This is a genomic window from Providencia sp. PROV197 (genome assembly GCF_028479625.1).
GTDB classification, from domain to species: Bacteria; Pseudomonadota; Gammaproteobacteria; order Enterobacterales; family Enterobacteriaceae; genus Providencia; species Providencia vermicola.
Genome location: NZ_JAMPNZ010000025.1, coordinates 13,452 through 38,390 on the forward strand (window position 1 = coordinate 13,452; position 24,939 = coordinate 38,390).

The 24,939-nt window shown below is 42.5% G+C and carries 21 protein-coding genes; 3 read left to right on the forward strand and 18 right to left on the reverse strand.

Going from position 1 to position 24,939, the window contains the following annotated elements; translation table 11 throughout:
- Positions 1-105: 105 nt before the first annotated feature.
- From ubiB to ltnD, 14 genes are all read right to left on the reverse strand, one after another.
- Positions 106-1,740: a ubiquinone biosynthesis regulatory protein kinase UbiB gene (gene ubiB, locus PR808_RS15000; RefSeq protein ID WP_206086346.1), complete on the reverse strand. Its 1,635-nt coding sequence runs from the start codon at positions 1,738-1,740 to the stop codon at positions 106-108.
- Complete coding sequence (locus PR808_RS15005) at positions 1,727-2,380, reverse strand: ubiquinone biosynthesis accessory factor UbiJ (RefSeq protein WP_206086345.1); 654 nt, start codon at positions 2,378-2,380, stop codon at positions 1,727-1,729. The genes ubiB and PR808_RS15005 overlap by 14 nt, the downstream gene beginning before the upstream one ends.
- A 1-nt stretch (position 2,381) precedes the next feature.
- The gene (gene ubiE / locus PR808_RS15010) at positions 2,382-3,137 is read right to left on the reverse strand and encodes a bifunctional demethylmenaquinone methyltransferase/2-methoxy-6-polyprenyl-1,4-benzoquinol methylase UbiE (protein WP_047756010.1); all 756 of its coding nucleotides are present in this window, start codon (positions 3,135-3,137) and stop codon (positions 2,382-2,384) included.
- Positions 3,138-3,211: 74 nt separating this feature from the next.
- A complete protein-coding gene (gene rmuC / locus PR808_RS15015) occupies positions 3,212-4,567 on the reverse strand; it encodes a DNA recombination protein RmuC (RefSeq protein WP_206086344.1) in 1,356 nt (451 codons plus the stop codon).
- Positions 4,568-4,674: 107 nt separating this feature from the next.
- The gene (locus PR808_RS15020; RefSeq protein ID WP_206086343.1) at positions 4,675-5,205 is read right to left on the reverse strand and encodes a DedA family protein; all 531 of its coding nucleotides are present in this window, start codon (positions 5,203-5,205) and stop codon (positions 4,675-4,677) included.
- Positions 5,206-5,342: 137 nt separating this feature from the next.
- A complete protein-coding gene (locus tag PR808_RS15025; RefSeq protein ID WP_206086342.1) occupies positions 5,343-6,125 on the reverse strand; it encodes a tyrosine-protein phosphatase in 783 nt (260 codons plus the stop codon).
- A gap of 275 nt (positions 6,126-6,400) precedes the next feature.
- Positions 6,401-7,159 carry a uridine phosphorylase gene (udp, locus tag PR808_RS15030; RefSeq protein WP_206086341.1) on the reverse strand — a complete coding sequence of 253 codons (759 nt, stop codon included), beginning with the start codon at positions 7,157-7,159 and terminating at the stop codon, positions 6,401-6,403.
- A 267-nt stretch (positions 7,160-7,426) separates the two neighbouring features.
- Positions 7,427-8,803, reverse strand: coding sequence for a GntP family permease (locus PR808_RS15035; protein WP_004914902.1), 1,377 nt, complete (start codon positions 8,801-8,803; stop codon positions 7,427-7,429).
- A 10-nt stretch (positions 8,804-8,813) separates the two neighbouring features.
- Positions 8,814-9,773: a D-erythronate dehydrogenase gene (denD, locus tag PR808_RS15040; RefSeq protein WP_206086340.1), complete on the reverse strand. Its 960-nt coding sequence runs from the start codon at positions 9,771-9,773 to the stop codon at positions 8,814-8,816.
- Between the two features lie 62 nt (positions 9,774-9,835).
- On the reverse strand, positions 9,836-10,603 hold the full coding sequence (locus tag PR808_RS15045; protein WP_206086339.1) for a DeoR/GlpR family DNA-binding transcription regulator: 768 nt from the start codon (positions 10,601-10,603) through the stop codon (positions 9,836-9,838).
- Positions 10,604-10,615: 12 nt separating this feature from the next.
- Positions 10,616-11,395, reverse strand: coding sequence for a 2-oxo-tetronate isomerase (gene otnI, locus PR808_RS15050; protein WP_206086338.1), 780 nt, complete (start codon positions 11,393-11,395; stop codon positions 10,616-10,618).
- An 11-nt stretch (positions 11,396-11,406) separates the two neighbouring features.
- Complete coding sequence (otnC, locus tag PR808_RS15055) at positions 11,407-12,048, reverse strand: 3-oxo-tetronate 4-phosphate decarboxylase (RefSeq protein WP_206086337.1); 642 nt, start codon at positions 12,046-12,048, stop codon at positions 11,407-11,409.
- A complete protein-coding gene (gene otnK / locus PR808_RS15060; RefSeq protein WP_272539567.1) occupies positions 12,041-13,318 on the reverse strand; it encodes a 3-oxo-tetronate kinase in 1,278 nt (425 codons plus the stop codon). Before otnK ends, otnC begins: the two co-directional genes overlap by 8 nt.
- A complete protein-coding gene (ltnD, locus tag PR808_RS15065; protein WP_272539568.1) occupies positions 13,315-14,223 on the reverse strand; it encodes an L-threonate dehydrogenase in 909 nt (302 codons plus the stop codon). The genes otnK and ltnD overlap by 4 nt, the downstream gene beginning before the upstream one ends.
- A 384-nt stretch (positions 14,224-14,607) precedes the next feature.
- Here ltnD and PR808_RS15070 point away from each other — a divergent pair, with 384 nt between their 5' ends.
- Positions 14,608-14,997 carry a YidB family protein gene (locus PR808_RS15070; RefSeq protein WP_206086334.1) on the forward strand — a complete coding sequence of 130 codons (390 nt, stop codon included), beginning with the start codon at positions 14,608-14,610 and terminating at the stop codon, positions 14,995-14,997.
- A gap of 157 nt (positions 14,998-15,154) precedes the next feature.
- Here PR808_RS15070 and metE read toward each other — a convergent pair whose 3' ends face one another.
- The gene (gene metE, locus PR808_RS15075) at positions 15,155-17,434 is read right to left on the reverse strand and encodes a 5-methyltetrahydropteroyltriglutamate--homocysteine S-methyltransferase (protein ID WP_272539569.1); all 2,280 of its coding nucleotides are present in this window, start codon (positions 17,432-17,434) and stop codon (positions 15,155-15,157) included.
- 108 nt (positions 17,435-17,542) lie between these two features.
- Between metE and metR the strand changes: the two genes are divergently transcribed.
- Positions 17,543-18,499 carry an HTH-type transcriptional regulator MetR gene (gene metR, locus PR808_RS15080; protein ID WP_206086332.1) on the forward strand — a complete coding sequence of 319 codons (957 nt, stop codon included), beginning with the start codon at positions 17,543-17,545 and terminating at the stop codon, positions 18,497-18,499.
- Here the strand turns inward: metR and PR808_RS15085 are convergent.
- The 3 genes from PR808_RS15085 to PR808_RS15095 form a co-directional block, all read right to left on the reverse strand.
- Entirely contained in the window at positions 18,384-19,283 is a 900-nt protein-coding gene (locus PR808_RS15085) for a carboxylate/amino acid/amine transporter (RefSeq protein ID WP_206086331.1), read from the reverse strand. The genes metR and PR808_RS15085 overlap by 116 nt on opposite strands.
- 57 nt (positions 19,284-19,340) lie before the next feature.
- Positions 19,341-20,990: a Na+/H+ antiporter gene (locus tag PR808_RS15090; RefSeq protein ID WP_206086330.1), complete on the reverse strand. Its 1,650-nt coding sequence runs from the start codon at positions 20,988-20,990 to the stop codon at positions 19,341-19,343.
- Between the two features lie 258 nt (positions 20,991-21,248).
- Positions 21,249-22,595 carry an NCS2 family permease gene (locus PR808_RS15095; RefSeq protein WP_225820737.1) on the reverse strand — a complete coding sequence of 449 codons (1,347 nt, stop codon included), beginning with the start codon at positions 22,593-22,595 and terminating at the stop codon, positions 21,249-21,251.
- A 636-nt stretch (positions 22,596-23,231) separates the two neighbouring features.
- Between PR808_RS15095 and PR808_RS15100 the strand changes: the two genes are divergently transcribed.
- Entirely contained in the window at positions 23,232-24,917 is a 1,686-nt protein-coding gene (locus PR808_RS15100; RefSeq protein WP_272539595.1) for an ArnT family glycosyltransferase, read from the forward strand.
- Positions 24,918-24,939: the final 22 nt, after the last annotated feature.

Consider the following 24,939-nt stretch of genomic DNA (forward strand, 5'->3'; position numbering starts at 1 on the left):
CCTCTATAGTTTTGGGATCAATTGTTATTAGGTCTATTATATACAACCAACACAAAATACGGAAATGTTCACAGCCTTATAAACTTGTCGCAAAACAAAGTTTACTTAATTTTCGCCTGTTTTACACCAACCAAACAACCACGATAAAGCACCAGCAGCCATAAACACTGCGGAAAGACGCGTTAAATCGGAAATAAAGAATAAACTGCCACAGAGGATAAATGTAGCCCCTATTCCTAATAGGTATTGCGATTTTCGCTGTTTATTTCGCTGACCTTTCAACTGCTGTGCAAGTTGTTCAATGTTTGACTGCAAGTACTTGTGTTGTTTCAGGGCACCATAAATTAAATCTGGTAGCTCAGGCATTTTTTCAGCCCAATAAGGTGCTTTTTCTTTCAATGCTTGTGTAATTGCAGGTAAGCCAACTTGGCTATGCACCCAATCCTCTAAAAATGGTTTTGCTGTTTTCCATAAATCCAACTGAGGGTATAGCTGCCGACCAAGACCTTCCACATACAATAATGTTTTTTGCAATAGTACTAACTGAGGTTGCACTTCCATATTAAAACGGCGCGCCGTATTAAATAAATTCAGTAGTACATGCCCGAAAGAGATTTCGGCTAATGGCTTTTCAAAGATAGGTTCGCATACTGTACGAATGGCGAATTCAAAATCCTCCACATTAGTATCTTGGGGAACCCAACCAGAATCGACGTGAAGCTCCGCAACTTTACGGTAATCACGATTAAAAAATGCAATAAAGTTTTCAGCTAAATAGCGCTTATCTTCTTTATTTAATGAGCCGACGATACCACAGTCAATACCAATATACAGAGGGTCTTCTGGGTGCTCATAACTGACAAAAATATTCCCAGGATGCATATCCGCATGGAAAAAGCTATCGCGAAACACTTGAGTGAAAAAGACCTTTACACCGCGCTCAGCCAACAGCTTCATATTGGTTCCCTGCGCTTTGAGTGTCGCAATATCTGATACAGGGATCCCATAGATACGTTCCATTACCATGACATTTTCACGGCAATAGTCTGGATAAACTTCAGGGATATACAGCATAGAGCTGTTTTCAAAGTTACGTCGCAGTTGAATAGCATTCGCCGACTCGCGTAAAAGGTTCAGCTCATCAATTAATGTTTTTTCATATTCACGAACCACTTCTTTTGGACGCAAACGGCGCCCATCAGGTAATAACGGCACCCAATTTGCGATACGGTACATGAGCTTAATATCCGCTTTGATAATAGGTAAAATATCCGGGCGAATAACCTTGATAACAACATCTTTGCCATTTTCTTTTAAAATAGCCGTATGAACTTGAGCGATAGACGCGGATGCGAGTGCTTGCTCATCAAAATGATCAAACCATTGCTCCAGAGGCCCACCTAAAGAAGCCTCAATATAACCACGTGCTAATTTACCATCGAAGCTGGCAACTTTGTCTTGTAGTAAAGAGAGTTGGTCTGCGATTGCAGGTGGAAAGAGATCTCGGCGAGTCGATAACATCTGGCCAAATTTAATCCAAACGGGGCCTAATTCTTGTAATGCAAGACGTAATCTTTCACCAAGTTCTTTATCTTTGTGCTGATTCCTAATCCAAAAAAAACCCAAGCGACCAATACGAAGTGGCAACGTAAGTTTAATTTTGGGGATTAACTCATCTAATCCGTAAGAGAGAAAAACCCGAATAATGAAGTAAAGTCGTTTTAATTCACCGGGTGTCATTCTTCTCCTCCAGTTGGCTTAGCCGTTGTTCCAGCGTACTCATTGAGCTCTCAATTTGCTCAACCTCATCACTAAAATGCACGAGTTCAAGTTGGCTTGGCGCCATTTTCCACTCTTCAATCAGGGCATCTTTAACATAGGTCTTTTGGCGTTTAACCAAATGAGTTACAAGGCAAACACCTTTATTTAGCAGCTTGCTCAACCCTTCCGCTGCTACATCGCCGATATACGGTGATAAATAGTGAGCTGGATTCCAAATCGCTAAATCGAGCAAAGAAGACCAATGTTGGACAATCTGCATATCACCTTCAATCACGATATCACCGTGATTAATCAATTGAGATAATTGTTGTTTGTCTTTCAACTTCACTAAAGTGAACAGCGACGTTTTAATTGTACAATCTGCCGCTTCAGTCCATTCGCTCAGTACATCAACATGATTTTCCGCAAAAATCAGGGTCAGTGTTTTATTAAGCTCTTTTAACTCAATGGACATCACCTTACCCGCCAAACGCATCCTAGCAGGCTGCAGAACTTTCTCTTTAAACAGCATATGATTAAGAGAGGTTTCCATCATTGCTGTTATTAAAGAATACAAAACCGTATGTTGGATTTCGGTATGTGCTGATGCCGCTTCCATCTTAGAATTTAAACCCTTTGTGCAGTGCAACAATACCACCGGTCATATTTGTATAAGACACTTGTTCAAAACCGGCATTTTCCATCATCCCTTTCAAAGTTTCTTGATTTGGGTGCATACGGATTGATTCTGCTAAGTAACGATAACTATCTGGATCGTTGACAATAGCCTGCCCAATACGCGGTAAAATATGGAATGAATATGCGTCATAAGCTTTATTCAGTGGCTCAATAACGGGTTTTGAAAATTCTAAGACCAGCAAGCGACCGCCTGGTTTTAGCACACGAAACATTGAACGCAGTGCTTTGTCTTTATCGGTAACGTTCCGCAAGCCAAAAGAAATGGTAATACAATCAAAATAGTTATCTGGGAATGGTAGTTCTTCTGCATTAGCTTGAACATAATTAACATTTCCCACAATGCCGAGGTCACGTAATTTTTCACGCCCCATTTTCAGCATGGAATCGTTAATATCTGCCAGAATGACTTCCCCTTTTTCACCCACCAAGCGTGAAAATTTTGCGGTTAAGTCCCCTGTTCCACCCGCAAGATCCAGTACACGCTGATTACGGCGCACACCGCTTGCTTCAATCGTGAAACGTTTCCAGATACGATGAATACCGAATGACATCAGGTCATTCATTAAGTCATATTTTGATGCTACAGAGTGAAAAACATTCGCTACTAAGCCAGCTTTATCCTCTTTGCCGACAGTGCGGAAACCAAAATCAATGGTTTCTTTCGTTGGTTCAGTCATTTCTCTTATGCCTGCTTATCATTCAAACTTTGTAGGAAGTGTAACAGCCTTTGAGGTAAAACCCTATTAGAAGTCTACGATTCAGCACAATTAGGTGAATCTGACCGCTCTACAAGTTGAGGCTCAATAGGTTGTTTTATCTCTACCCCAAGCTCCTTAAAACTTTCCGCTTGGCTAATCAAATTACCCCGCCCTTGAGCAAGGCGTTTCATCGCCGAATGGTAAGTATTATTCGCTTTATCAAGGCTGGTGCCTAAAACCTGCATATCATCCACAAATAAACGCAGCTTGTCGTACATTTTTGCTGCCTTATCTGCAATTTCTTGGGCATTTTGCCCTTGTCGCTCATAACGCCATATATTATTAATTGTTCGAACCGCCACTAGCAAGGTGGATGGACAAACTAACATAATATTTTGCTTTATTCCTTCATCGAGTAGCTCAGGGGCTTCTTTCAAAGCCAGCAAATAGGCTGGCTCAATAGGAATAAACATTAAAACGTAATCCAGTGAACGAATTCCTGGTAACTGATGATAATCCTTTCGGCTCAGCATTCGCATATGATTACGAATGGAAGCAACGTGGTTTTTTAACGCTTGTTGCTGCTCATGAGGGTCTTCACTATTGAAATAGTGCTCGTAAGACACTAATGACATTTTGGCATCGACAACCACATCTTTACCTTCAGGAAGGTGGATAATGACATCAGGTTGATAGCGGCTATTATAACCCGTATTAATACTGACTTGGGTTTCAAATTCGCTGCCTTCGCGCAAACCGGAAACTTCTAAGATACGGGTTAAAATAGTTTCTCCCCAATTACCCTGTATCTTGTTATCCCCTTTCAGCGCACGCGTTAGATTAACGGCCTCTTTGGTCATCTGATTGTTGAGCTGCTGCAACTGCCTAATTTCATAGGCCAATGTATGCCTTTCTTTCGCTTCTTCACCAAAACTTTGTTGAACTTGTTGGCGAAAACCATCTAATTGCTCACGAAAAGGCGATAGCATTGCGAGTAAGCTTTTTTGCTGCTGTTCTGAAGCACGACGCTCATTTTGTTCAAAAATACGATTCGCTAAATTTTCGAACTGAGTCGTTAAGCGTTGCTCACTGTTCTGTAAAATGCGTTGTTTTTCTTCGTTAGCAAGCTGATTTTGCTCTAACCGTGTGATGACTTCGCGTAATTCGGCCTCTTGTTCCCGGTTAATGTCACGTTGTGTACGAAGCTCTTGATCAAGCCTGTCATACTCCTCTTTCCACTGAGCAAGATGCACATTTTTTTCATCGCTGGCTGCAAGTTGGCGGTAAGCCTGTTGTAGCTCTTGATCTTTATGCGCGATTTTTTGGGCAATAGAAAACCACGTCGCTAAACCACCGACTAAAATGCCACTCAACGCACCAATAACGGCATATAAAAGAGAGGTATCCACGATTAAATCCTTACTTTACAAAATCTAGTGTAAGGTAATGGGATACTGTATAAGTGTCCAGAGGTAATTTCATTTGCCGCCGTTTATTTGCGAGCCGCTTCGCAAGCCTAGCCTATCCAACTCGCAAACCATTTAAGACCAAGAGCTCCTGGGGCGAGTATACCAAACGCCCAGATCATCGCAGAGGCAATATTGGCAAGTTGGAAATGGCGTTGAGGCATCGCACAGATCCCTGCAACCAAAGGGACGACGGCCCTCAATGGCCCGAAGAAACGGCCAAAAAAGATCCCCCAAATCCCCCATCGATCAAAAAAAACTTGCCCTTTATCAATCATTTGCGGATTACGGGAAATCGGCCACATCTTGCGTACGTTTTCTTTGTAATGAAAACCAAACCAGTAAGAAAGCCAATCGCCAAAAAAGGCCCCTAACGCAGCAGCCAACCAAATAGGCCAAAAAACAATATTGCTTTCACCAATCAAAGCGCCAAGCGCAAGCAGTATCACTGTTGCAGGTAAAAGAAGTGATAAGAAAGCGAGAGATTCACCAAAGGCGAGAAAGAAAATAATGGGTAGCGCCCATACTTCATGTTCACGAGTAAAATCCGTCACAACGGTCACGATTTCATTGAGCGTCACGGTATATTCCTTCCATCAATGGTTAGATGTATTACAGTAGCGAAAAACATATAAATCAAGATTAAACAGGACAATAAATTCAGCTGAGTTATGTGCTCATACCTTTATTCACACAACATCAGCCAAAGTAACATCTATTATTCGAGGAAGTGTTGCTGTAAGTCTTCACGTTGTTTCAGCCCTAAGCCAAAATCGGTTTCCAACCACTTATTCACATTACCATACTGTTTTTCAATGCTTTTTAAGGCTGTTTGTAGGAACTCTTCACGGACAGAATACACATACTCAAACTTTTTCACGATGCTATCACTCATGGTTTTTGCGTGTTCTTCCAGTAAGTGCTTACGATATGGCGCTAATGTTTCGTTAGTGAGTAAATAGTCTTCCATTACCGTTTCAAGATCAGCACCTAAAGCAAATAAAACCAACGCCGAGCCGACACCAGTGCGGTCTTTCCCGACGGCACAGTGCTGAACAATCCCCCCTTTTTCGGGTTGCTGTAGCATGTTCACCAATTGATGATATGCGGGGTTATTCAACGGTAATAATTCATACAAACGAAACATAAAGGCTTGTGGATCAAACTGTTCCAATATTTCTGGCGTGAGCTTATCTAAGTTTGCTGTCACTTCTTTGGCGAGCGGGTTTGCCGGAGCATGGACATAATGTGCACCTTGCCAAACAACATCAGGCTTAGCAATGATTTCAACTTCGTCACGATAATCAATAATTTGGAAAAGATTTTGTGATTGTAAAACCGACTCATCATCCTGAGTTAAGCGATCTAATGCCCCTGAACGGAACAGCACGCCAGGTTTGATTTTATTGCCATTTGATAGTTTTTTCCCACCTAAATCGCGGAAATTAATCCCCCCTTTCAGTGGAAGGACGGAAGGGTGAAGGTAAGGTGTTGTTGACATAATGATTCCTTTTTGCCCACAGCACACGTCTAAGTTGCAAATAAAGAAGATGCAACCCAAACGATTAAAGGGCACATAATATTGATAATTGTTTTTATGACAATAACAGATCTAATGAATAAGAGGATCACGTTATTTTCTGGAAATTCATTACAAACTGTTAAAAACTTGGCAGGATTATGATTCAAATAAATAATTTGAAGGGCAAACTAAGCCCGCCTATTGCCTTTCCACAACCGAGTGAATTTTAAATAGGCGAGCCAGTAAATCATTGATTACAGTAAACGACGTGCCGCTTCAACAACAATACTCAGCACATTACCTTCTGTTTTCTTCAGTAATGCTTCATTTGGGATTTCTTGTTGTGTACGATTAACAATCACCCCTGCAACCATACCTGCACGTAAGCCTTTGCTGCTTGAGCACATGGTCAGTAACGTTGCTGATTCCATTTCATAGTTCATAACGCCCATGTCTTGCCACTCTTTCATTGAGCCTCTGAAATGGCGCATTACACGACCAGTATAGGTATCATAACGCTCTTGGCCTGGGTAGAAAGTATCTGAAGAAGCTGTTACACCAACATGAACCGTTGCACCCGCATCTTTTGCCGCTGCAAATAATGCATTAGTACAATCAAAATCCGCCACTGCTGGGTATTCAAGTGGCGCAAAGTGCTGGCTCGCACCATCTAAGCGTACTGCACCTGTGGTGACTAATACATCACCCACATTAATATCTTCTTGGATTGCACCAGTTGTACCAATACGTAGGAAAGTACGGATACCTAATTGCGCGAGTTCTTCAACTGCAATAGAGGTAGATGGGCCACCAATACCTGTTGAGCAAACAATAACAGCTTTACCATCGAGCTCACCACGCCACGAAGTATACTCACGTAATGACGCAAGGTGTACAGGGTTATCCATCAGACGTGCAATTTTTTCAACACGGTTAGGATCCCCAGGAACAATCGCTACGGTTGCACCCTGTAAGTCACTTTTCTTTAAACCTAAGTGGAAAACGTCAGACATATCAAACTCCTTTACACAATGGCATCATTGAATTAATTAGCTACTATTAATATAGCGATAAGCACAAGTTAATTTAGTGACGAGTATCTCTTTTAATGAAAACATCATCATTTTATTTTCAATAAAACGTGATTTTAATCACAAAATAAAGGTGCCATATTGAGAATATGTTTAAGATGCAATCAGTATAGATGAATGTACCTGATTATCGAAAAAAAGCGCCTGTAAAGGCGCTTTGGATTGGCAGGTAAAGCTTAAAGTACAATTTTAGAGAATTACATCAAGGACAAGGACGCCAACTAAACCAATCGCCCACGCTATTGTTGTAGGTATAGACCAAACGATCATTTGTTGTTTTACGTCTTTAATCCCCATCATTCTGTTCACAACCCAATATAGGCTGTCGTTGAAATAACCGAAGAACAGAGACCCCATTGTTGCCGCTTGCGCCGCAACCAATAAGTTAATATCGGGTATTTGGCTGATGATTGGTGCAGATATGGATGCTGCTGTGATCATCGCTACCGTGCCAGACCCTTGAATTAAGCGCACTAATGTCGCGATAATAAAAGGAATTAGTACAGGTGTAATTGGTAAGTTTGCAACGTGCTCAGCAAGAATATTACCTGTCCCACTATCACGTAATACTGCGCCTAACGCACCACCAGCACCTGTCACTAACAAGATAATCCCAGCGGCTTGTAAGCCTTCTTCCATACGGTCGATGACTTCTTCTTTTGTTGCTTTTGGCATTAATGTGTATACCGATATCAACACACTAATTGATAAAGCAATAATTGGCGCACCTAAGAATTCAAATGTCTGAAAATACCAATTGCTTTCCATTCCTTGGAATGATTCAGTTTTTAAAATCAAGCCATTAATTGCATTGATAAAAATCAACAAGATTGGCGTGATAATCGGTAGTAAAGATAAAAATAAGCTTGGTAATGGTTTGTTTGCTTTTTCTTCCATGTAACGTGCATGAACTTCTTTCAGATCTTCACTGCCCGTTTCATCTGGCATAAACTCAGGATATTTAGTTCCTAACCATTTTGCATAAAAAACAATTCCGATTACACAAGGAATAGCGAGGCTCATTCCAGCCAGGATCATCGCCCCAACATCGACACCAAAAATACCAGCAACGCCTAAAGGGCCTGGTGTCGGAGGAACTGTATGGTGCGTAACAACTAAACCACCAGCCAGTGCAACACCTAAGGTTAATATGCTGCGCTTACCATTTTTTGCCAGCGCTTTTGCCAATGGATATAAAATGACGAAAGCGGAGTCAACGAAGATAGGGATACTGACAATATAGCCCGTAATTGCCAGTGCCCACTCCTCACGTTTTTTCCCTAACCATTTGATAAAGCTATAGGCGATTTGTTCAGCAGCACCTGAAACTTCCAGCACCCTTCCCATCATTACCCCGAGTCCGATAACAATACCGATGCTACCAAGTGTTGACCCAAAGCCTTTTGTAATGACTGTCACTGTCTCCGCTGCTGTTAAACCACCAGAAACACCCGCAATTGCCGCGGCAATGAGCATTGCCAATAACGCATGAACGCGCGTTCGTAATACGAGAAAAATCAGAACGAATATGGCCACCGCGAGGCCAATAACAGGAATATAGGACATAGGCTATCTCCTAATTAGACGAGCCGTGGTGGGTGATAAACGAACGGATCGCATCACCAAACGAGCCATCTGCACGAAAACCTAAATCCAATGCACGGCTAATATCAAATTTGCCTGGCCAACTCGCCACAATGCGATTAATGGCTTCATCGGGCTCAAAACGGATAAGATCAACCGTTTCTTGACCTGCAACATCACGCAATGCGTCAATCATTCCCTGAACCGTGACGGTGATGCCTGGCAAATTCACTGTCCGTGACTGGCCAAATTTTTCCGCAGGAATACTCACCGCATGAATAAAATTGTTAATCACCGTTTCTGGGCTTGATAACCATAATGCTAAGTCAGGTGAAACTGGACAAACGCTCTCAATACCATTTAATGGCTCACGAATGATGCCACTGGCAAATGAAGAAGCGGCTTTGTTTGGTACTCCAGGGCGAATACTAATTGTTGGCAAACGCATAACCCGTCCATCTATATAGCCTTTACGGGAGTAGTCATTCACCATTAACTCACACATCGCTTTTTGCGCGCCATAAGACGACTGTGGGTTCACAACACACAGATCAGTGATCACATCAGGTAATTGCCCACCAAAAACAGCTAATGAGCTGGTGAACATAAATTTAATTGCAGGGTTCTTCTCACGAGCAGCTTCCAATAATTGGCGCGTTGCTTCGAAGTTGACTTTCATGCCTAGGTCAAAATCGCTTTCAGCATGGCTGCTCACAATAGCTGCAAGGTGGAAAACCACATCCGTTTGCGCATCAATCAGTTCATTAGCTGCGCCAGTCTGGGTTAAATCCAACGCGACACAGGTCACTCTCGCATCTTCAACTGGCGATGTAGGGCACTGAATATCGGCTAAAACAAGGTGGTCAAATTTCAAACCCTGGCTATTTTTAAGCAAAGCAGCGGCTAGCTGCTGGCCCAGAAAGCCTGCGCCACCAGTAATAATAACTTTCATTGTAATTCTCCTTGCTATAGCCTTTTTCTGGCTATGCAGTTCTAGGTAAGATTATTTATGTTTTATGTCTTTATTAAATGAAGTTTTATGTTTTGTTCTGTTATCCGTTGCACCACATCGATGGGTAATCGATCATCACAAACAATGTCGTGCAACTGATTTAGAGGGCAAACACGGAACATGCCATACTTGCCAAATTTGCTACTATCTGAAACCAACACACAGCGTCGGCTTACATCTAGTAGCGTTTGTTTTATCTGTACTTTTTCCTCATGAGGTGTTGAAACACCATGTTGCAAATCCCATGAGCTGGTACTGATAAACGCAATATCCACATTCAAGGTTTGCAACATCATCGCGGCGGTATTCCCAACGCAAGAATGATTGCGTTTGTCCACTTGCCCACCTGTGTGGTAAAGGTTGAGCTGCGATTTATCCATCAAATACTGCATGATAGAAAAATCATTAGTGACAATCGTTAAATTAAAGCGTTCACCAAGGACACGAGCGATTTCAAATGTTGTCGTCCCCGCATCGAGGTACACAACTTGCCCATCCTCAACTAACGAACTGGCAAACTGGCCAATTTCACGCTTATGACGGTGATGCAATCGCGCCTTTTCACTCCAAGGTAGTTCTTGACGCAACACATCATTTAACTTAACGCCACCACTGATACTGAGCACCTTCCCTTCTTCTTCTAGCATCCGAATATCACGTCGTACGGTCATATGAGAGACATTCATAAGCTCAACTAAGTCACTGATCGACACAGTTTGGCGCTCATGTACGTAACGGTAAATAAAATCACGACGCTCAGAAGGGAGCATAGGTTCTCCTAATTATGAATCTGCTTGTTTAAGCCAGCCTAACCCATCTTCGGTACGGCCTGCAGGATGATATTCACATCCTAACCAGCCGTCATAACCCATTTCATCCAATTGTTTGAAAATCCAAGGGTAATTCACTTCGCCACTATCGGGTTCATGACGGTAAGGGACTGACGCTATCTGAATATGACTAAATTTACCCCATAAACGTTCGATTGTTTTCAATAAATCACCCTCCATAATTTGGCAGTGATATAAATCCAACTGGATAAATACGTTTTCACGATTAATTTCAGGTAATAATGCTTCAGCTTGCTTTTGAGTCGTTAAAAAATACCCAGGCATATCACGGGTATTGATTGGCTCAATCAGTACACGGATCCCATGCTCCGCCATCACATCCGCAGCATGTTGAATATTTTTGATAAAACACGCTTTTTGCTGTTCTAATGTGACGTTTTCATTCACTTTCCCCGCCATTGCATGCACTTGTTTACAACCCAATGCTTTCGCGTATGTCAGAGCCGTTTGTACACCTTCGGCAAATTCAGCCTCACGACCTGGAAGAGATGCCATGCCACGCTCGCCCGCAGCCCAGTTACCTGCAGGCATATTGAACAATGCCTGCGTTAAATTGTGTTTTTTCAGTTCATTCGCAATTAAATTGGCATCTTCTTCATAAGGAAAAAGATATTCAACGCCTTTAAAACCTGCATTCGCTGCACTTTCAAAACGTTGCATAAAAGGCACTTCGTTAAACATCATGCTGAGATTTGCTGCAAACTTAGCCATTTTTTGCCTCCTTACTTTTGTGGATAACGACTCTCGAGCAACTCGACTTGCTCTTGCGTTAATGTCGTGAAACCGTGTGGGCGCAATGTGATATATAAGCGAGCTGTATCTTCTAGCTCTTCTGCATTAAAAAATGCTTGTCTTAGTGTTTTTCCACCCACCACAGGTCCATGGTTAGATAGCAATACCGCATTATGCGTCGGTGCTAATTTCGCAATTTCCTCACCAATTCGGTCGTCCCCTGGCGGCAAATACTCAATCAATGGCAGTTTCCCCACACGCATGACGTAATAAGGCGTAATCGGGGGCAAGCAATTTGCGGTATCTAACCCAGCTAAGCACGAGAGCGCAGTAAGCCACGGAGAGTGTAAGTGAACAACAGCTTGGCAATCAGGACGTTGCTGATACATTGCCATATGCATAGACACTTCTTTTGTTGGCTTATCACCATCAATCCAATTTCCATCGGCATCTAGCTTACTCAGTTTATTTGGATCTAAATCCCCAAAACTGGAATTTGTTGGTGTAACAATAATGCAACCATCAGGTAGCCTAGCGCTTATATTTCCTGCTCCACCGCTGCTATATCCACGGTTAAACATTGACTTAGCCCAATCGACTAACTCTTGACGCAGCGCCTTTTCATCACTCATTAAACATCTCCTGTGCGAACTGGAAGAAATTTTCTTGGCCAAAGTTGCCTGATTTCAATGCTAACCAGTTTCCGCTTGCTAAATCTTGTACCCAAGGAACGCCTGGGGCGATCGGTGAACCAATACTTAATTGCTCGATACCAAGGCTTTGAACGACTTTGCCCGACGTTTCACCACCCGCGATAATAAACGTGTTAAACCCTTGCGATTGAAGTTCCTTCACCACTTCACCAAATACGTTTTCTACTGCACTGCTCGACGCTACAGCGCCATATTTTTCTTGTGTTTTCTTTAATAATTCAGGTGGCTGAGTCGCATATAGTAATGGTGCTAAACCTGTCGATTGCTGCTCTTGAACCCAAACTGCCAATGATTTTGCATACGCTGGGTTATTTAAGCACTCTCCAACATCCAACGCTTTTGCAGGCGCAATTTGCTGATAAGCTTGTACTTGCTTGTTTGTCATAACAGAGCAACTACCTGACAAAATGACTGTTTTCCGAGCTAAGCCAGTCGGTTTTTCCCCTCTGGTGGTGTTACCACCCCACACACATTGGCTATCAATGTTTGCCAGTGCAGCGCCTAAACCAGAGCCGCCAGTGAGTAATGGCATTGTTTTCACTGCACTCGCGATGGGTAATAAATCATCCATGGTGATCGCATCGACAACCGCATAACTCGTGCCTTGTTCAGCAAACGCAGCTAGCTGTGCACTTATCGTGTCGTGACCCTGCTGTACCTCTACCAGTGAAATTAAGCCCGCTTTCCCTTTCGACTGTTTCTCCATAACGCGCAATAAATTTGCATCCGCCATTGGTGTCACAGGATGATGTTGCATCCCACTTTCGTTAAGCAACTGACCATTAACAAATAAATGTCCATGAACAACAGTTCTGCCATTGATGGGTAATGCAGGGCAAACTAAGGCTAAATCCGTCCCCAATTGTGCCATTAATGCATCAGTGACAGGACCGATGTTGCCTTTTTCTGTCGAGTCAAACGTCGAACAGTATTTAAAGAATATTTGCTGGCACTGCGCTTTTTGTTTTAGCCAGTTACACGCATTGATTGAAGCACTCACTGCTTCATCAACAGGACACGAGCGACTTTTTAAACTGACAACAATCGCATCAACATCATGAGGTACAACGGTATTTTCATCAGGTTCGTTCAATAGTTGAACGACCTTCCAGCCGTTTTGTACCATAAAGCCCGCAATATCGGTCGCACCGGTAAAATCATCGGCGATTACGCCTAACTTCACTGTCATGCTTTTTTCTCCGGTAAAGTAATTCCTTTAAATGTTTTAATCACTGCACTGTCATCTTGCAGACCAAAGCCTTCGTTACTCGCAGAAATAAACATTTGATGGGCAGTCGCGGCGAGAGGAAGCGGGAAGTTTAACGCTTTCCCCGTTTCCATCACTAAGCCTAAATCTTTCACAAAAATATCAACGGATGATTTTGGTGTGTAATCCCCGTCTAATACGTGCTGCATACGGTTTTCGAACATCCAAGAATTCCCTGCCGCATGCGTGACAATGTCATACATCACATCAAGGTCGATACCCGCTTTTGATGCTAGCGCCATACTTTCTGCTGCTACAGCGATATGTACACCCGCGAGTAATTGATGGATGGTTTTTACCGTTGACCCTAAGCCAACCTCATCACCAACACGATAGAGACGCTCAGAAATGGCATCAAAGACAGGTGATAACCTTTCAAATAAAACGGGTTCACCAGAAGCCATTATGGTGAGTTTGCCTTCAGCCGCTTTAATCGCACCACCTGAAATAGGTGCGTCCACCAATGATAATTGGTAACTTGCAAGGCGTTTTGCAATTTGTTTAGTTTGCTCAGCAGCTAAAGTGCTGTGTAAGACAATGATTGTCCCTGGGTGTAGTTGTTCAACAAGTGGCTTATCCCCAGAAAATAAAATAGCTTCAACTTGGCGGCCATTAACAACCACGAGCAATAACGCCTCTATTTCCTGGGCAAATTCAGCGGCATTTTGCCCTACAGCTTTTGCCCCAACACGAAGTAAGTTTTGACAAGCTTCTTGGTTTAAATCAAATCCATAGGTTGGAATATTCTTTTTTATTAGAGATTGTGCAATGCCCATCCCCATGGAACCAAGGCCAATAACGCCAATATTATTAACGAAATTTCCCATAATGACCCCTGATGTTGTTAATCTTCGTGACTGTTGTGAATTTTCACACAACAAAATTCACAAACACATGACCAACATCACATTGCCAATAATATAAAAAACAATCAATTTCGATGTAACACATTGATATAGAACAAATAAATAAATTCACGCCTCATGAAAGTCATTCACACAAATGTGTGATAAAAAATGTGACATCGGTTGTGCTTATTTACATCCTCCATAAGCTCAATCACATCACCTTGTTATATCGGGTTATCTTAAATGCATCATTTTCATTGACCTGAAAAATAAATTAATCAAAATAGCCGACTACAATTTTTCAAATAATGCTCCATACTATGAGTGAGAGCATCAAGTGACATGTTACCTAGGAGTCAAAAAATGGGGCTATTCGATCAAATGTTAGGGATGGTTGCAGGTGATAAAATGCAACAATTTCAATCCGTTATTAATTGGATTGAAAACCAAGGTGGCCTTTCTGGTGTCGTTGATAAATTTAACGAACAAGGCTTAGGTGGCATTATTACGTCGTGGATTAGCGAAGGGGCGAATTTACCGATTGATGGAAGCCAATTAATGCAAGTGTTTGGCAATGTTAATCTTCAAGAGTTGGCTCAATCTGTGGGCTTAGATACACAATCAACATCAGATTTAGTGGCTAAATATCTGCCCCAACTGGTTGATAGTGCAACACCAAATGGTGAGCTTCCTGAAAACCTCGATTTGGCTTCTATTGGTATGAATCTGTTGAAATCCAAATTATTTGGTTAACCCGTTAACCAATCTGTATACGCAAAAAGGCAGGTTTCCCTGCCTTTGAGGTTGTTGACAAAGCAGGATAAAAGCGTCGTTTTTCCTGCTTTGTGTTATCAGCCGAAAATCAATAAATTTATTTTCAAAACCCATCCAACCTGCCTTTTATTACGCTTTAAGATGAGTGCTCATTTCTTAGCAATTTCGCGGCTTCAACCATGTTGGCTAACGCTTGACGGGTTTCCGTCCAGCCGCGGGTTTTCAGTCCGCAGTCTGGGTTGACCCACAAACGCTCAACAGGGACACGTTTTTCCGCTTTTCTGAGCAATTCAACAATCCACGCCACATTTGGTACATTCGGTGAGTGAATATCATAGACACCTGGCCCAATTTCATTTGGATAATCGAAATGTTCAAATGCATCCAACAGATCCATATCTGAACGCGAAGTTTCGATAGTAATCACATCTGCATCTAGCGCCGCTATCGAATCCATGATGTCATTGAACTCGCAATAACACATATGGGTATGAATTTGTGTGTCATCCTCAGCGATGGCAGCGCTGAGTTTAAAGGCATCGACTGCCCATTTTAAGTATGCTGCCCACTCATTTCGACGCAGTGGTAAGCCTTCACGCAACGCAGGCTCATCAATTTGAATAATACCAATACCCGCTTTCTGTAAGTCATCCACTTCATCGCGTAGTGCCAGTGCGATTTGTTTTGCGATGGTTTCACGGCTAACATCTTCACGCGGGAATGACCAACACAGGATAGTGACTGGACCTGTTAACATGCCTTTGACAGGTTTTTTCGTTAGCGATTGCGCATATTTCGCCCACTCAACGGTAATTGCCTCAGGGCGGCTAATATCCCCAATAATCACTGGTGGCTTCACACAACGCGAACCATAGCTTTGTACCCAACCATTTTGCGTAAATACATAGCCATCAAAGTGTTCACCAAAGTACTCAACCATGTCATTACGTTCAGCTTCACCGTGTACCAACACATCGATATCCAAAATTTCTTGCTCTTTAATCGCCTGTTTGATGTGCTCGCTAATATTTGTACGGTAATAGGTTTTATCTACATGACCTTTTTTGAAATCTAACCGTAGCGTTCTGATTTCACTGGTTTGAGGAAAAGAACCAATCGTGGTAGTTGGCCATAATGGCAAGTTAAAGCGTTTACGCTGAAGCTGTGCACGTTGTGAATATGGGCTGGTACGCTCTGCATCCCCCTCACGAATTGCCGCTAAACGTTGTGCGACGGTGGCATTATTCACTCGAGTTGAGGTTTTACGAACTCGAATCGGCGCACTGTATGTTTCTAACGTTGCAATGTTTGCATCAGTGGGTTGATTGAGTGCTTTACTCAGCAAGGCAAGCTCTTCACATTTTTGTAATGCAAACGCGAACCAGCTTTTCACTTCCGCATCTAAACGCGTTTCATCATTCAAATCAATGGGGCTGTGCAGCAGTGAACAGGAGGTTCCTACCCACACTGAACGTTGACCTAGCAGTGGTTTTACTTGGGTAAATTTTTCACCTAAATCGGCTTTCCAAACATTACGGCCATTAATCACACCTAGTGATAAAACCCAGTCAGCAGGCAGCGCTTGGTGCAGTATTTCAATATCATCTGAACCCGCCACAACATCGACATGTACCCCCTGGACAGCTAACTGTTTGATGATATCTAAGTGATGGCTAACGCCATCAAAATACGTGGTCAACAATAATTTTATGTGGCCTGATAACGCTTGATAGGCCTCTTTGTATGCTTGTTGCCATTCAATAGGTAAATCCAGTACCAGTGCGGGTTCGTCAATTTGCACCCATTCAATGCCTTTTTCAGCTAAGCGCGCCAATATTTGTTGGTAAACTGGCAGTAATTCATTCAGCAACGATAAACGATCAAATGATTCGCCTTTAACTTTCCCTAACCACAGGTAGGTAATTGGCCCCACAATCACAGGTTTAACTTTGTGGCCTAGCGCAAGTGCTTCATCAACTTCATCAAACAATTGATTCCAAGATAGCGCAAATTTTTGCCCTTTTTGAAACTCAGGCACGATGTAATGGTAGTTTGTGTTAAACCATTTGGTCATTTCACCTGCTGGCGCTGGAGTCCCTGTTGGTGCACGGCCACGAGCGACTCTAAATAAGGTATCTAAATCAATAGAACCATCTTCATTTTGATGGCGTGGCGGCACGTTACCTAATAGTAAACTAGTTGTCAGAATTTGGTCATACCAAGCAAAATCACCAACGGGTAATAATTCAACACCTGCATTTTTTTGCTGCTCCCAATGGCGAACGCGCAACTCATGCCCCACCGCTAAAAGCGCCGATTGGTTAATTTTGCCTGCCCAATAATCTTCTTGTGCTCGTTTTAGCTCTCTTTTCAGACCGACGCGTGGAAAACCAAGTGTATGATTTATAACAGACATATTGACCCCTTAAAATATTTAGCCGTCTAGATGTTTACACATCCATAATCAACAGGTACTGTATAAAGCACAAGCGCAAATATTTCATTGTCACCGTGAAGGTTTCTCATGATCGAACTAAAACATTTAAAAACATTGCAAGCGCTCAGCCAGTACGGCTCATTAGCGGCTACAGCAACACACTTGCACCAGACACAATCAGCTCTGTCACACCAGTTTAGTGATTTAGAGCATCGGTTAGGCTTTCGCTTATTTGTACGAAAAAGCCAGCCATTACAATTTACGCCACAAGGGGAAGTTTTATTGCAGCTGGCACAACAAGTACTACCCTTGGTCAAAGATGCCATTCGCGTCTGTAATGAACCTGGTGTCTGTGCGCTACGTATTGCTATCGAATGCCACAGTTGCATTCAATGGCTAACACCTGCATTGCAACAGTTTAGGCAGACCTGGCCGCAAGTGAGTGTGGATTTTAAATCGGGGGTGACATTCGACCCACAGCCTGAGTTGCTTTCAAGAGAGCTCGACCTTGTGATGACGTCAGATATCCTGCCTGACCAAGGTATTCATTACACGCCAATGTTCGATTATGAAGTGAAATTGATCGTCGCCTGTGACCATCCACTTGCAAAGAAGCCACACATTGAACCACATGATTTGGCGAATGAAACGTTACTGCTCTACCCAGTACAACGAGAACGTTTTGATGTTTGGCGCCACTTCCTGCAACCTGCGGGCGTTTCACCAAATGTAAAAAATGTAGATAACACATTGATTTTAATTCAAATGGTAGCAGCTAAAATGGGAATTGCCGCATTACCCCATTGGGCCGTAGATTCCTTCGAGAAGCAAGGGTTGATTAAGACTAAAACATTGGGGAGTGGCTTATGGAGCCGGCTGTACGCTGCGTGCCGTGAAGGAGAACAGCGCCAGCCAGCTATCGAGGCATTTACTGAGAACGCGACGGATCACGCTGTGGAGAGCCTTTCGTATGTGAAGCCCGCGAAAGTATCCAACGTTTATGCACCCAAAGAGACGCAATTATTAGGCTCGATCCAATGGTAAAACTCAACCAATTAGGATGTTGCTGCCAAATGGCAAAATTCACTAATAGGCCAGCTGGAACCATCATGTTATTCATAATAGCAAGGGTTCCAGCATCAACTTTTGTTGCCCCATAGTTCCACATAAAATAACCAATACCTGATGCAGCAATACCAAGCCACAGCAGTACTCCCCATTGGAGGTTTGTGGTTGGCATCATGGATTTATTACCAAAGAGCAACCAGCCAATCAGTGCCACTAACGTCGCCCCCAAATAGAACCACGAGAAAGCCTGATGTTGAGGAATGGGATGTACCTCCATCAAACGCTTATACCCCACTTGCCCGATAGCAAAAAAGATATTGGCTAACTGCACAAACAATAACCCCAACCAGAATGATTCGCTCAAATGATCATAGCGAATAATTGCCGCACCAATCACCGCCAGCAAAGAACTAAACAAGTACCCTTTACGCAGTGGCTGCCGTTCTAATAAGTCATAAATTAATGTGACATACAGTGGCGTTAATACCGTAAAAAGTAAAAACTCAGCAACAGTAAGATATTGATAGGCATGGAAAACAAACAGGTACATGATCCCAAGCTGGCAAGCACCCACTAACATGTAAAGTGAAATCACTTTAGCGCCAAATTGACGCCAGCGAAGAAAAGGCAGGAATACTAATGAAGCAAGGCCAACACGCACCAAAACTGAGAACCAGCTGTCGACTTGGCCTGCTAAATATTCACCAATCAAACTAAAAGACGCTGCCCAAAGCAGCGTCGTGATAACAAGTAACCACATAATGCTGTATTCTGTCTCAAACTAAAGAATGCTGAGTAGAATACTCGGTTTTTCGTTTTAATGCTCTTTTTCGATCAGTACCGCTTCTAATAAATCTAAATCGACCAACAAAGATTGTAGTGTCTCATTGCTGATTTTTTTCGTAGCACGCAAGTGATAAAGCTCACCACGCTCTGCACGCAACGCGGTCAAACGGAAACGGCGCTCAAGGTCTTCAATTTGCAAGTTATGTTCAATTTCATCTTGCCCTGCCGTACGACGTCTGAGATAACCTGTCACGCGAGAAGCAACCTCACTGATATCTTCTGAATCAAGTTTTTCGTCCACGTCCGCAGATAAACGCTCTTCCATTTTATTCAAGCTAACGATCGCTACTTCTGCCATTTTAGCCTTCGCCATACGTATTTCGTTGGCATCCGCTTCTTTGTCACCCACTTTGAAATTGCGCAGCAATAACGGTAATGCGATCACCCCTGCAAAAATGGAGAACAAAATCACCCCAGCGGCGATAAACACCAGTTGGTAACGAGCAGGGAAAGGAGAACCGTCGGTTAAAAACAACGGAATAGAGAGCACACCCGCTAAGGTAATCGCCCCACGCACCCCCGCAAAAGAAGCCAGCCACAGCTCACGCACGGTATAATTAGCAAATTGCAGTGGTTTTTTCTTTAGGAACAAACGGCTAAACCTTTTCATCAGCCACAGCCAACAAAAACGCAGCAATAACAAGGCAAAGTAAATAATGGCAACGGCTGCAAACAACATCCATGTCTCAACACTTGGGTCGAGATCTGCTTGAATGACGGAAGTTTCCCATATCCCTGGCAACTGTAGCCCTAACATGATGAAAACTAGGCCGTTAAATACAAATTCCAACATCGACCAAACACTATCCGCACGTAAACGCATTGCGAGTGGCGCATTACGGATCACGCCAGATTTGGTGATAGTCATCCCTGCGGCAACAGCGGCTAAAATGCCAGAAAACCCAATATGTTCTGCAATCATGTATGAAGCAAATGGCAGCAATAGCATGAAAACAATCTGTGTTGCAGGGTCATCACCACTCCAGCGGCTCATTAAACGCAAAGATTTACTGTACAACCATGTCACAATAATCCCTGCAAGTAAGCCACCCACAGCAACTTTAAAGAATTCAATCGTCACGCCAGATGTGCTAAATACCATTGTCCCCATCGCAATGGCAACTGCGAATTTTAATGCCACCAGACCTGAAGCATCATTCATTAATGCCTCACCTTCTAGGACACTCATCATACGTTTAGGAATACGCCCTTTCCCCACAATGGAAGACAGCGCAACCGCATCCGTTGGTGAAAGTACCGCAGCTAGGGCAAATGCGGCGATGAGTGGAATACCAGGCATTAACCAGTAAATTAAGTAACCGATACCTATAACTGTAACCAATACCAAAACCAACACGAGAATAAAAATTTCCCGGCCATTTTGGAAAAATTCACGGGTTGGTGTTTTCCAGCCATCAACAAACAGTAAAGGCGGAATCAATAAAACCATAAACAATTCGGGGTCAAACGTGACATGCAAGCCAAATTGTGGCCAAGCTAATAGTGCACCAATGGCTATTTGAATGAGGGGAAGTGGAATACGAATAGGAAGAATTTTAGCAGCAACCCCTGACACAGAGACAGCTAAAATCAAAATAAGAATAGTAAAGAAAATTTCCATGTTGCCCTTACTGATTAACTAGACGACCAGAACTCAAAATTGCCTGCCGCCGCATAGTAAGAGATAGCACCGTCCAGACCTTGATTATGACAATCAAGCGGTCACGAGTGGAAAAATGGGACTTCCACTTGATTCACCGCCTTATATCTATTCTATCCCTAGCTACCGTCCTATGGGAAAAAAATTTATACTTTGCGATTAATCGAAATAATGCGTTACAAGGCGGTAACAACCCCCGCCTTTTTAATTTAATTACCTTTAAATGGCCAAATCAGCAGCATAAAACGCCACCAAAAGCACAGCAATCACAACAGTACCAATATTCAACTTACGCCATTCACCCGCACAAATGCGACCGATCACTAATGCTGCAAAGCCAAGCATAATGCCCGTTACGATATTGCATGTCAGGACGATAAACACCGCACACAGCAGGCCAGACATCGAATCAACAAAGTCATCAAAGTCTAATTTTGAAACGTTACTTAACATTAACAAACCAACGTACATCAGTGCTGGTGCTGTCGCATAAGCCGGCACTAAGTATGACAATGGCGATAAAAAGAGGATCAGTAGGAATAGCACTCCAACAACAACAGCAGTTAACCCCGTACGCCCACCAGCAGCTGTTCCCGCGGCTGATTCAATGTAAACCGCCGCTGGTGAAGCACCTATCGCCCCCGCAAAAATGCTACTTACGGAGTCAGCGGTTAATGCTTTTCCACCATCAATAATTTGCCCGTCTTTATCTAATAAGTTCGCTTGCCCTGCAACGGCACGGATTGTACCCGTCGCATCAAATACGGCAGTCATGACTAGCGCCAATAAACTTGGCAGTACCATTGGTTGCAACGCACCCATGATATCCATATTAAAAACAAGAGAAAGACCATCGTCACCTAATGACGGTAATTTAAAGAAACCTTGGTATTTCACTGCAGGATCAAAAATTAAACCAATAATTGAGATCGCAATAATGACTAATAACACGCCACCTGGTACACGGCGCTTTTCTAAGCCGAAAATAACTGCAAGACCCGCTAATGACATTAAAACAGGGAAAGAGGTAAATTCACCTAAAGCCACAGGTAGGCCAGCATTTGGGTTTTTAATCACTAAACCCACGCCATTTGCAGCAATCAATAATAAAAACAGGCCGATACCAATCCCTGTACCATGTGCAATGCCCATTGGCATATTACGTAAAATCCAACTACGAATGCCTGTTACAGAAATAATGGTAAACAAGCACCCCATTAGAAATACGGCGCCTAACGCAACAGGGATACTAATTTGCTGGCCTAAAACTAAGCTGAAAGCGGTAAATGCGGTAAGTGAAATGGCACAACCTATTGCCATCGGCAAATTCGCCCATAGCCCCATTAATAATGAACCGAAACCGGCCACTAAACAGGTAGCAATAAACACTGCAGTAGGCGGGAAACCAGCCTGCCCCAACATACCAGGCACCACAATAACAGAATAAACCATCGCTAAGAATGTGGTTAGCCCTGCAATGATTTCACGGCGAACGGAAGAGCCGCGAGCGGTGATCTTAAAAAATGAATCCAATTTGCAGTTGGATGAAGCCTGTTGGCCTGACATGGTGTACCTCTGCTGTTAATGGTAAACGAACACGCTAAAAGCCAATAAGTTTATATGCCCATCTTACTGGCTCATCACACTCCCGCTGACGTAAACGATTACGTATTTCTAAAAACCTTATTGACCGAGAGGAAAAATCTCAATCAAAACAATGGCGCAATCGTTTGGCTTAAAAATAAGAATAGGGCGTATTGTGAGGAGAGCAATTATCGTTCGAAAACGGGCAAATGATCAAGTGTTTTTAGTTTTTTCTCTGCATCAAACTCATTTTCCACCTCGAAAAATAGAATAAAATACCCGATGATAAATACGGCTTTATTAATAATATTTATTATTCTTCACCATTTATTAAAGATAACATTAGGTAAAAATAGCTAATTCAATTTCATATAGACTTTGTTTATATAGCGAGATTATTTTTTTTGATATAATCACTGAATATTTGCTTACAAAACGGTTAGCTAACTCATTATTATTTCATGGTAAAATAGTTTAAATATGTGTTAGTGAATAATATTTTCAAAAAATATAAATATCCGTCAATGAGTAAATATTATTTTTATATATGAGCTAAAAAACTATTAACCGTAGTTATTATTTTATTTTTATCACCGTGAACTAAAGTCTTAAATGAATATGCCAAATAAAAATACACCATCCATCACATTACAACGGGGTGTTTTACTACTTTTTATCAGTTTCCTTGTCCTATATTTACTCCCTGGTATCTATAGTCATAGTCCATGGAAACAAGATGAAAACTACAGCTTTGGTATTATTCAAACCATGTATGAAACAGGGAAATGGTTAGTTCCAACCAATGCGGGTGAGCCTTTTATGGAAAAACCCCCGCTTTATTATTGGGTTGCAACCCTAACCTCCCACTTATTTTCAGGGTTTATGCCACTCTACGATGCGGCACGAACTGCCAGCTTATTTTTTTCAGTCATTAACTTTTCATTTTTTGTGTTCTTAGCTCGCCGCTTTTTTACTGCAAGGGACTTTACTGATATCCGTATTTGGATTGCATTTGCACTGTATGCCTGCGCGCCAGGGATCCTCCGCCATAGCCATGATATGTTTACTGATGTCGCCCTGGTAGCAGGTGCAACAATCGGGCTTTATGGGCTATTAGGGTTGATCCAACAACAAAAAATGGGAATGTCAGCGGTTTGGCTCTGCGTGGGAACAGTGGTAACGATGCTCTCAAAAGGTGTCTTTATTCCTGGAGTCCTGTGGATTTGTCTGCTATTAGCCCCTGTATTTTTAACTCAATGCCGTACAAAACAATTTTGGTGCTATAGTTTTGCGGCTGGATTAGCGGCGCTTATTGCTATCCTCCCTTGGCCAATCATGCTTTACCAGCAACACCCTGATTTATTTATGGTTTGGTTTTGGGAAAATAACATCGGTCGCTTTTTTGGCTTTTCTGTTGAAAAACTCGGTGCAAAAGCAAATTTAACACGTATCCCTGCAGCCGTTTCATTGTTTGCTCTACCATCGGGTTTGTTGGCAGTCGCTTATTTCTTACGCCACCCAATCAAACGCTTAATGACTTCTAACACCTATTTACTCACATTATTCCCGCTCTTAGGCATAGTCTTTTTGCAAATTTCTGCCTCTGGCCGTGCACTATACCTTCTTCCTTTTATCGCACCAATGGCGATTATTGGTACACCTGCACTTTTGGCTATTCCTGAAAAAGTTCTCAATGGGGTTTCACGTTTCTCTGCTGTGTTTTGGTCATTCTTAGTCGCATTTCTATGGGTCAGCTATTTCATCGTATTAACGGGCAACCATCAAGAATACTTAACATTATTTAGCCGTTGGCTCCCCATGAGTTATCAAATGCCCTTTTCCACTATCACTTTCATCTGCGGGGTATTGATTACACTGGTTTGGTTCTTGCGTAACCGAATCATTCCAAACCTTTCCCCCGCTTTTCAAATGATGAAAAACTGGGTACTCGGGCTCTGTACTGTTTGGGGAGTGATCTTAACCTTATTTTTGGGTTGGGTTGATTACACAAAAGGTTTTGAAGGGGTTTTTGTCGATTTAAAACAGCATTTAGTAGGCCAATATACAGCTGATGATTGTATGGCCTCTGATAATATTGGAGAATCAGAAGCGCCAATGTTGTATTACTACACAAAAGTTCTACACCAACGACAGGATAAGTTCCAAAAACCAGAGCACTGCCGCTGGTTAATCGTATTATCAAAAGAAGTGAAGCCTGCCCCACAAGGTATGGTACTTTTTTGGCACAACCATCGACCAGATGAATATCGTGAGAATTTAGTCGTTTATAAAGTCACAGAATAAAGTGAAGCGGGTGCTAATTCAC

Excerpts from the sequence above, each read along its gene's own strand:
- otnK (WP_272539567.1), bottom strand. The coding sequence starts at position 13,318 with ATGACAGTGAAGTTAGGCGTAATCGCCGATGATTTTACCGGTGCGACC.
- PR808_RS15025 (WP_206086342.1), bottom strand. The coding sequence starts at position 6,125 with ATGTCAACAACACCTTACCTTCACCCTTCCGTCCTTCCACTGAAAGGG.
- PR808_RS15095 (WP_225820737.1), bottom strand. The coding sequence starts at position 22,595 with ATGTCAGGCCAACAGGCTTCATCCAACTGCAAATTGGATTCATTTTTT.
- PR808_RS15070 (WP_206086334.1), top strand. The coding sequence starts at position 14,608 with ATGGGGCTATTCGATCAAATGTTAGGGATGGTTGCAGGTGATAAAATG.
- ubiE (WP_047756010.1), bottom strand. The coding sequence starts at position 3,137 with ATGACTGAACCAACGAAAGAAACCATTGATTTTGGTTTCCGCACTGTC.
- otnI (WP_206086338.1), bottom strand. The coding sequence starts at position 11,395 with ATGGCTAAGTTTGCAGCAAATCTCAGCATGATGTTTAACGAAGTGCCT.
- metR (WP_206086332.1), top strand. The coding sequence starts at position 17,543 with ATGATCGAACTAAAACATTTAAAAACATTGCAAGCGCTCAGCCAGTAC.
- PR808_RS15045 (WP_206086339.1), bottom strand. The coding sequence starts at position 10,603 with ATGCTCCCTTCTGAGCGTCGTGATTTTATTTACCGTTACGTACATGAG.
- PR808_RS15035 (WP_004914902.1), bottom strand. The coding sequence starts at position 8,803 with ATGTCCTATATTCCTGTTATTGGCCTCGCGGTGGCCATATTCGTTCTG.
- PR808_RS15005 (WP_206086345.1), bottom strand. The coding sequence starts at position 2,380 with ATGGAAGCGGCATCAGCACATACCGAAATCCAACATACGGTTTTGTAT.
- otnC (WP_206086337.1), bottom strand. The coding sequence starts at position 12,048 with ATGAGTGATGAAAAGGCGCTGCGTCAAGAGTTAGTCGATTGGGCTAAG.
- PR808_RS15090 (WP_206086330.1), bottom strand. The coding sequence starts at position 20,990 with ATGGAAATTTTCTTTACTATTCTTATTTTGATTTTAGCTGTCTCTGTG.
- udp (WP_206086341.1), bottom strand. The coding sequence starts at position 7,159 with ATGTCTGACGTTTTCCACTTAGGTTTAAAGAAAAGTGACTTACAGGGT.
- PR808_RS15100 (WP_272539595.1), top strand. The coding sequence starts at position 23,232 with ATGCCAAATAAAAATACACCATCCATCACATTACAACGGGGTGTTTTA.
- ubiB (WP_206086346.1), bottom strand. The coding sequence starts at position 1,740 with ATGACACCCGGTGAATTAAAACGACTTTACTTCATTATTCGGGTTTTT.
- ltnD (WP_272539568.1), bottom strand. The coding sequence starts at position 14,223 with ATGGGAAATTTCGTTAATAATATTGGCGTTATTGGCCTTGGTTCCATG.
- denD (WP_206086340.1), bottom strand. The coding sequence starts at position 9,773 with ATGAAAGTTATTATTACTGGTGGCGCAGGCTTTCTGGGCCAGCAGCTA.
- PR808_RS15085 (WP_206086331.1), bottom strand. The coding sequence starts at position 19,283 with ATGTGGTTACTTGTTATCACGACGCTGCTTTGGGCAGCGTCTTTTAGT.
- metE (WP_272539569.1), bottom strand. The coding sequence starts at position 17,434 with ATGTCTGTTATAAATCATACACTTGGTTTTCCACGCGTCGGTCTGAAA.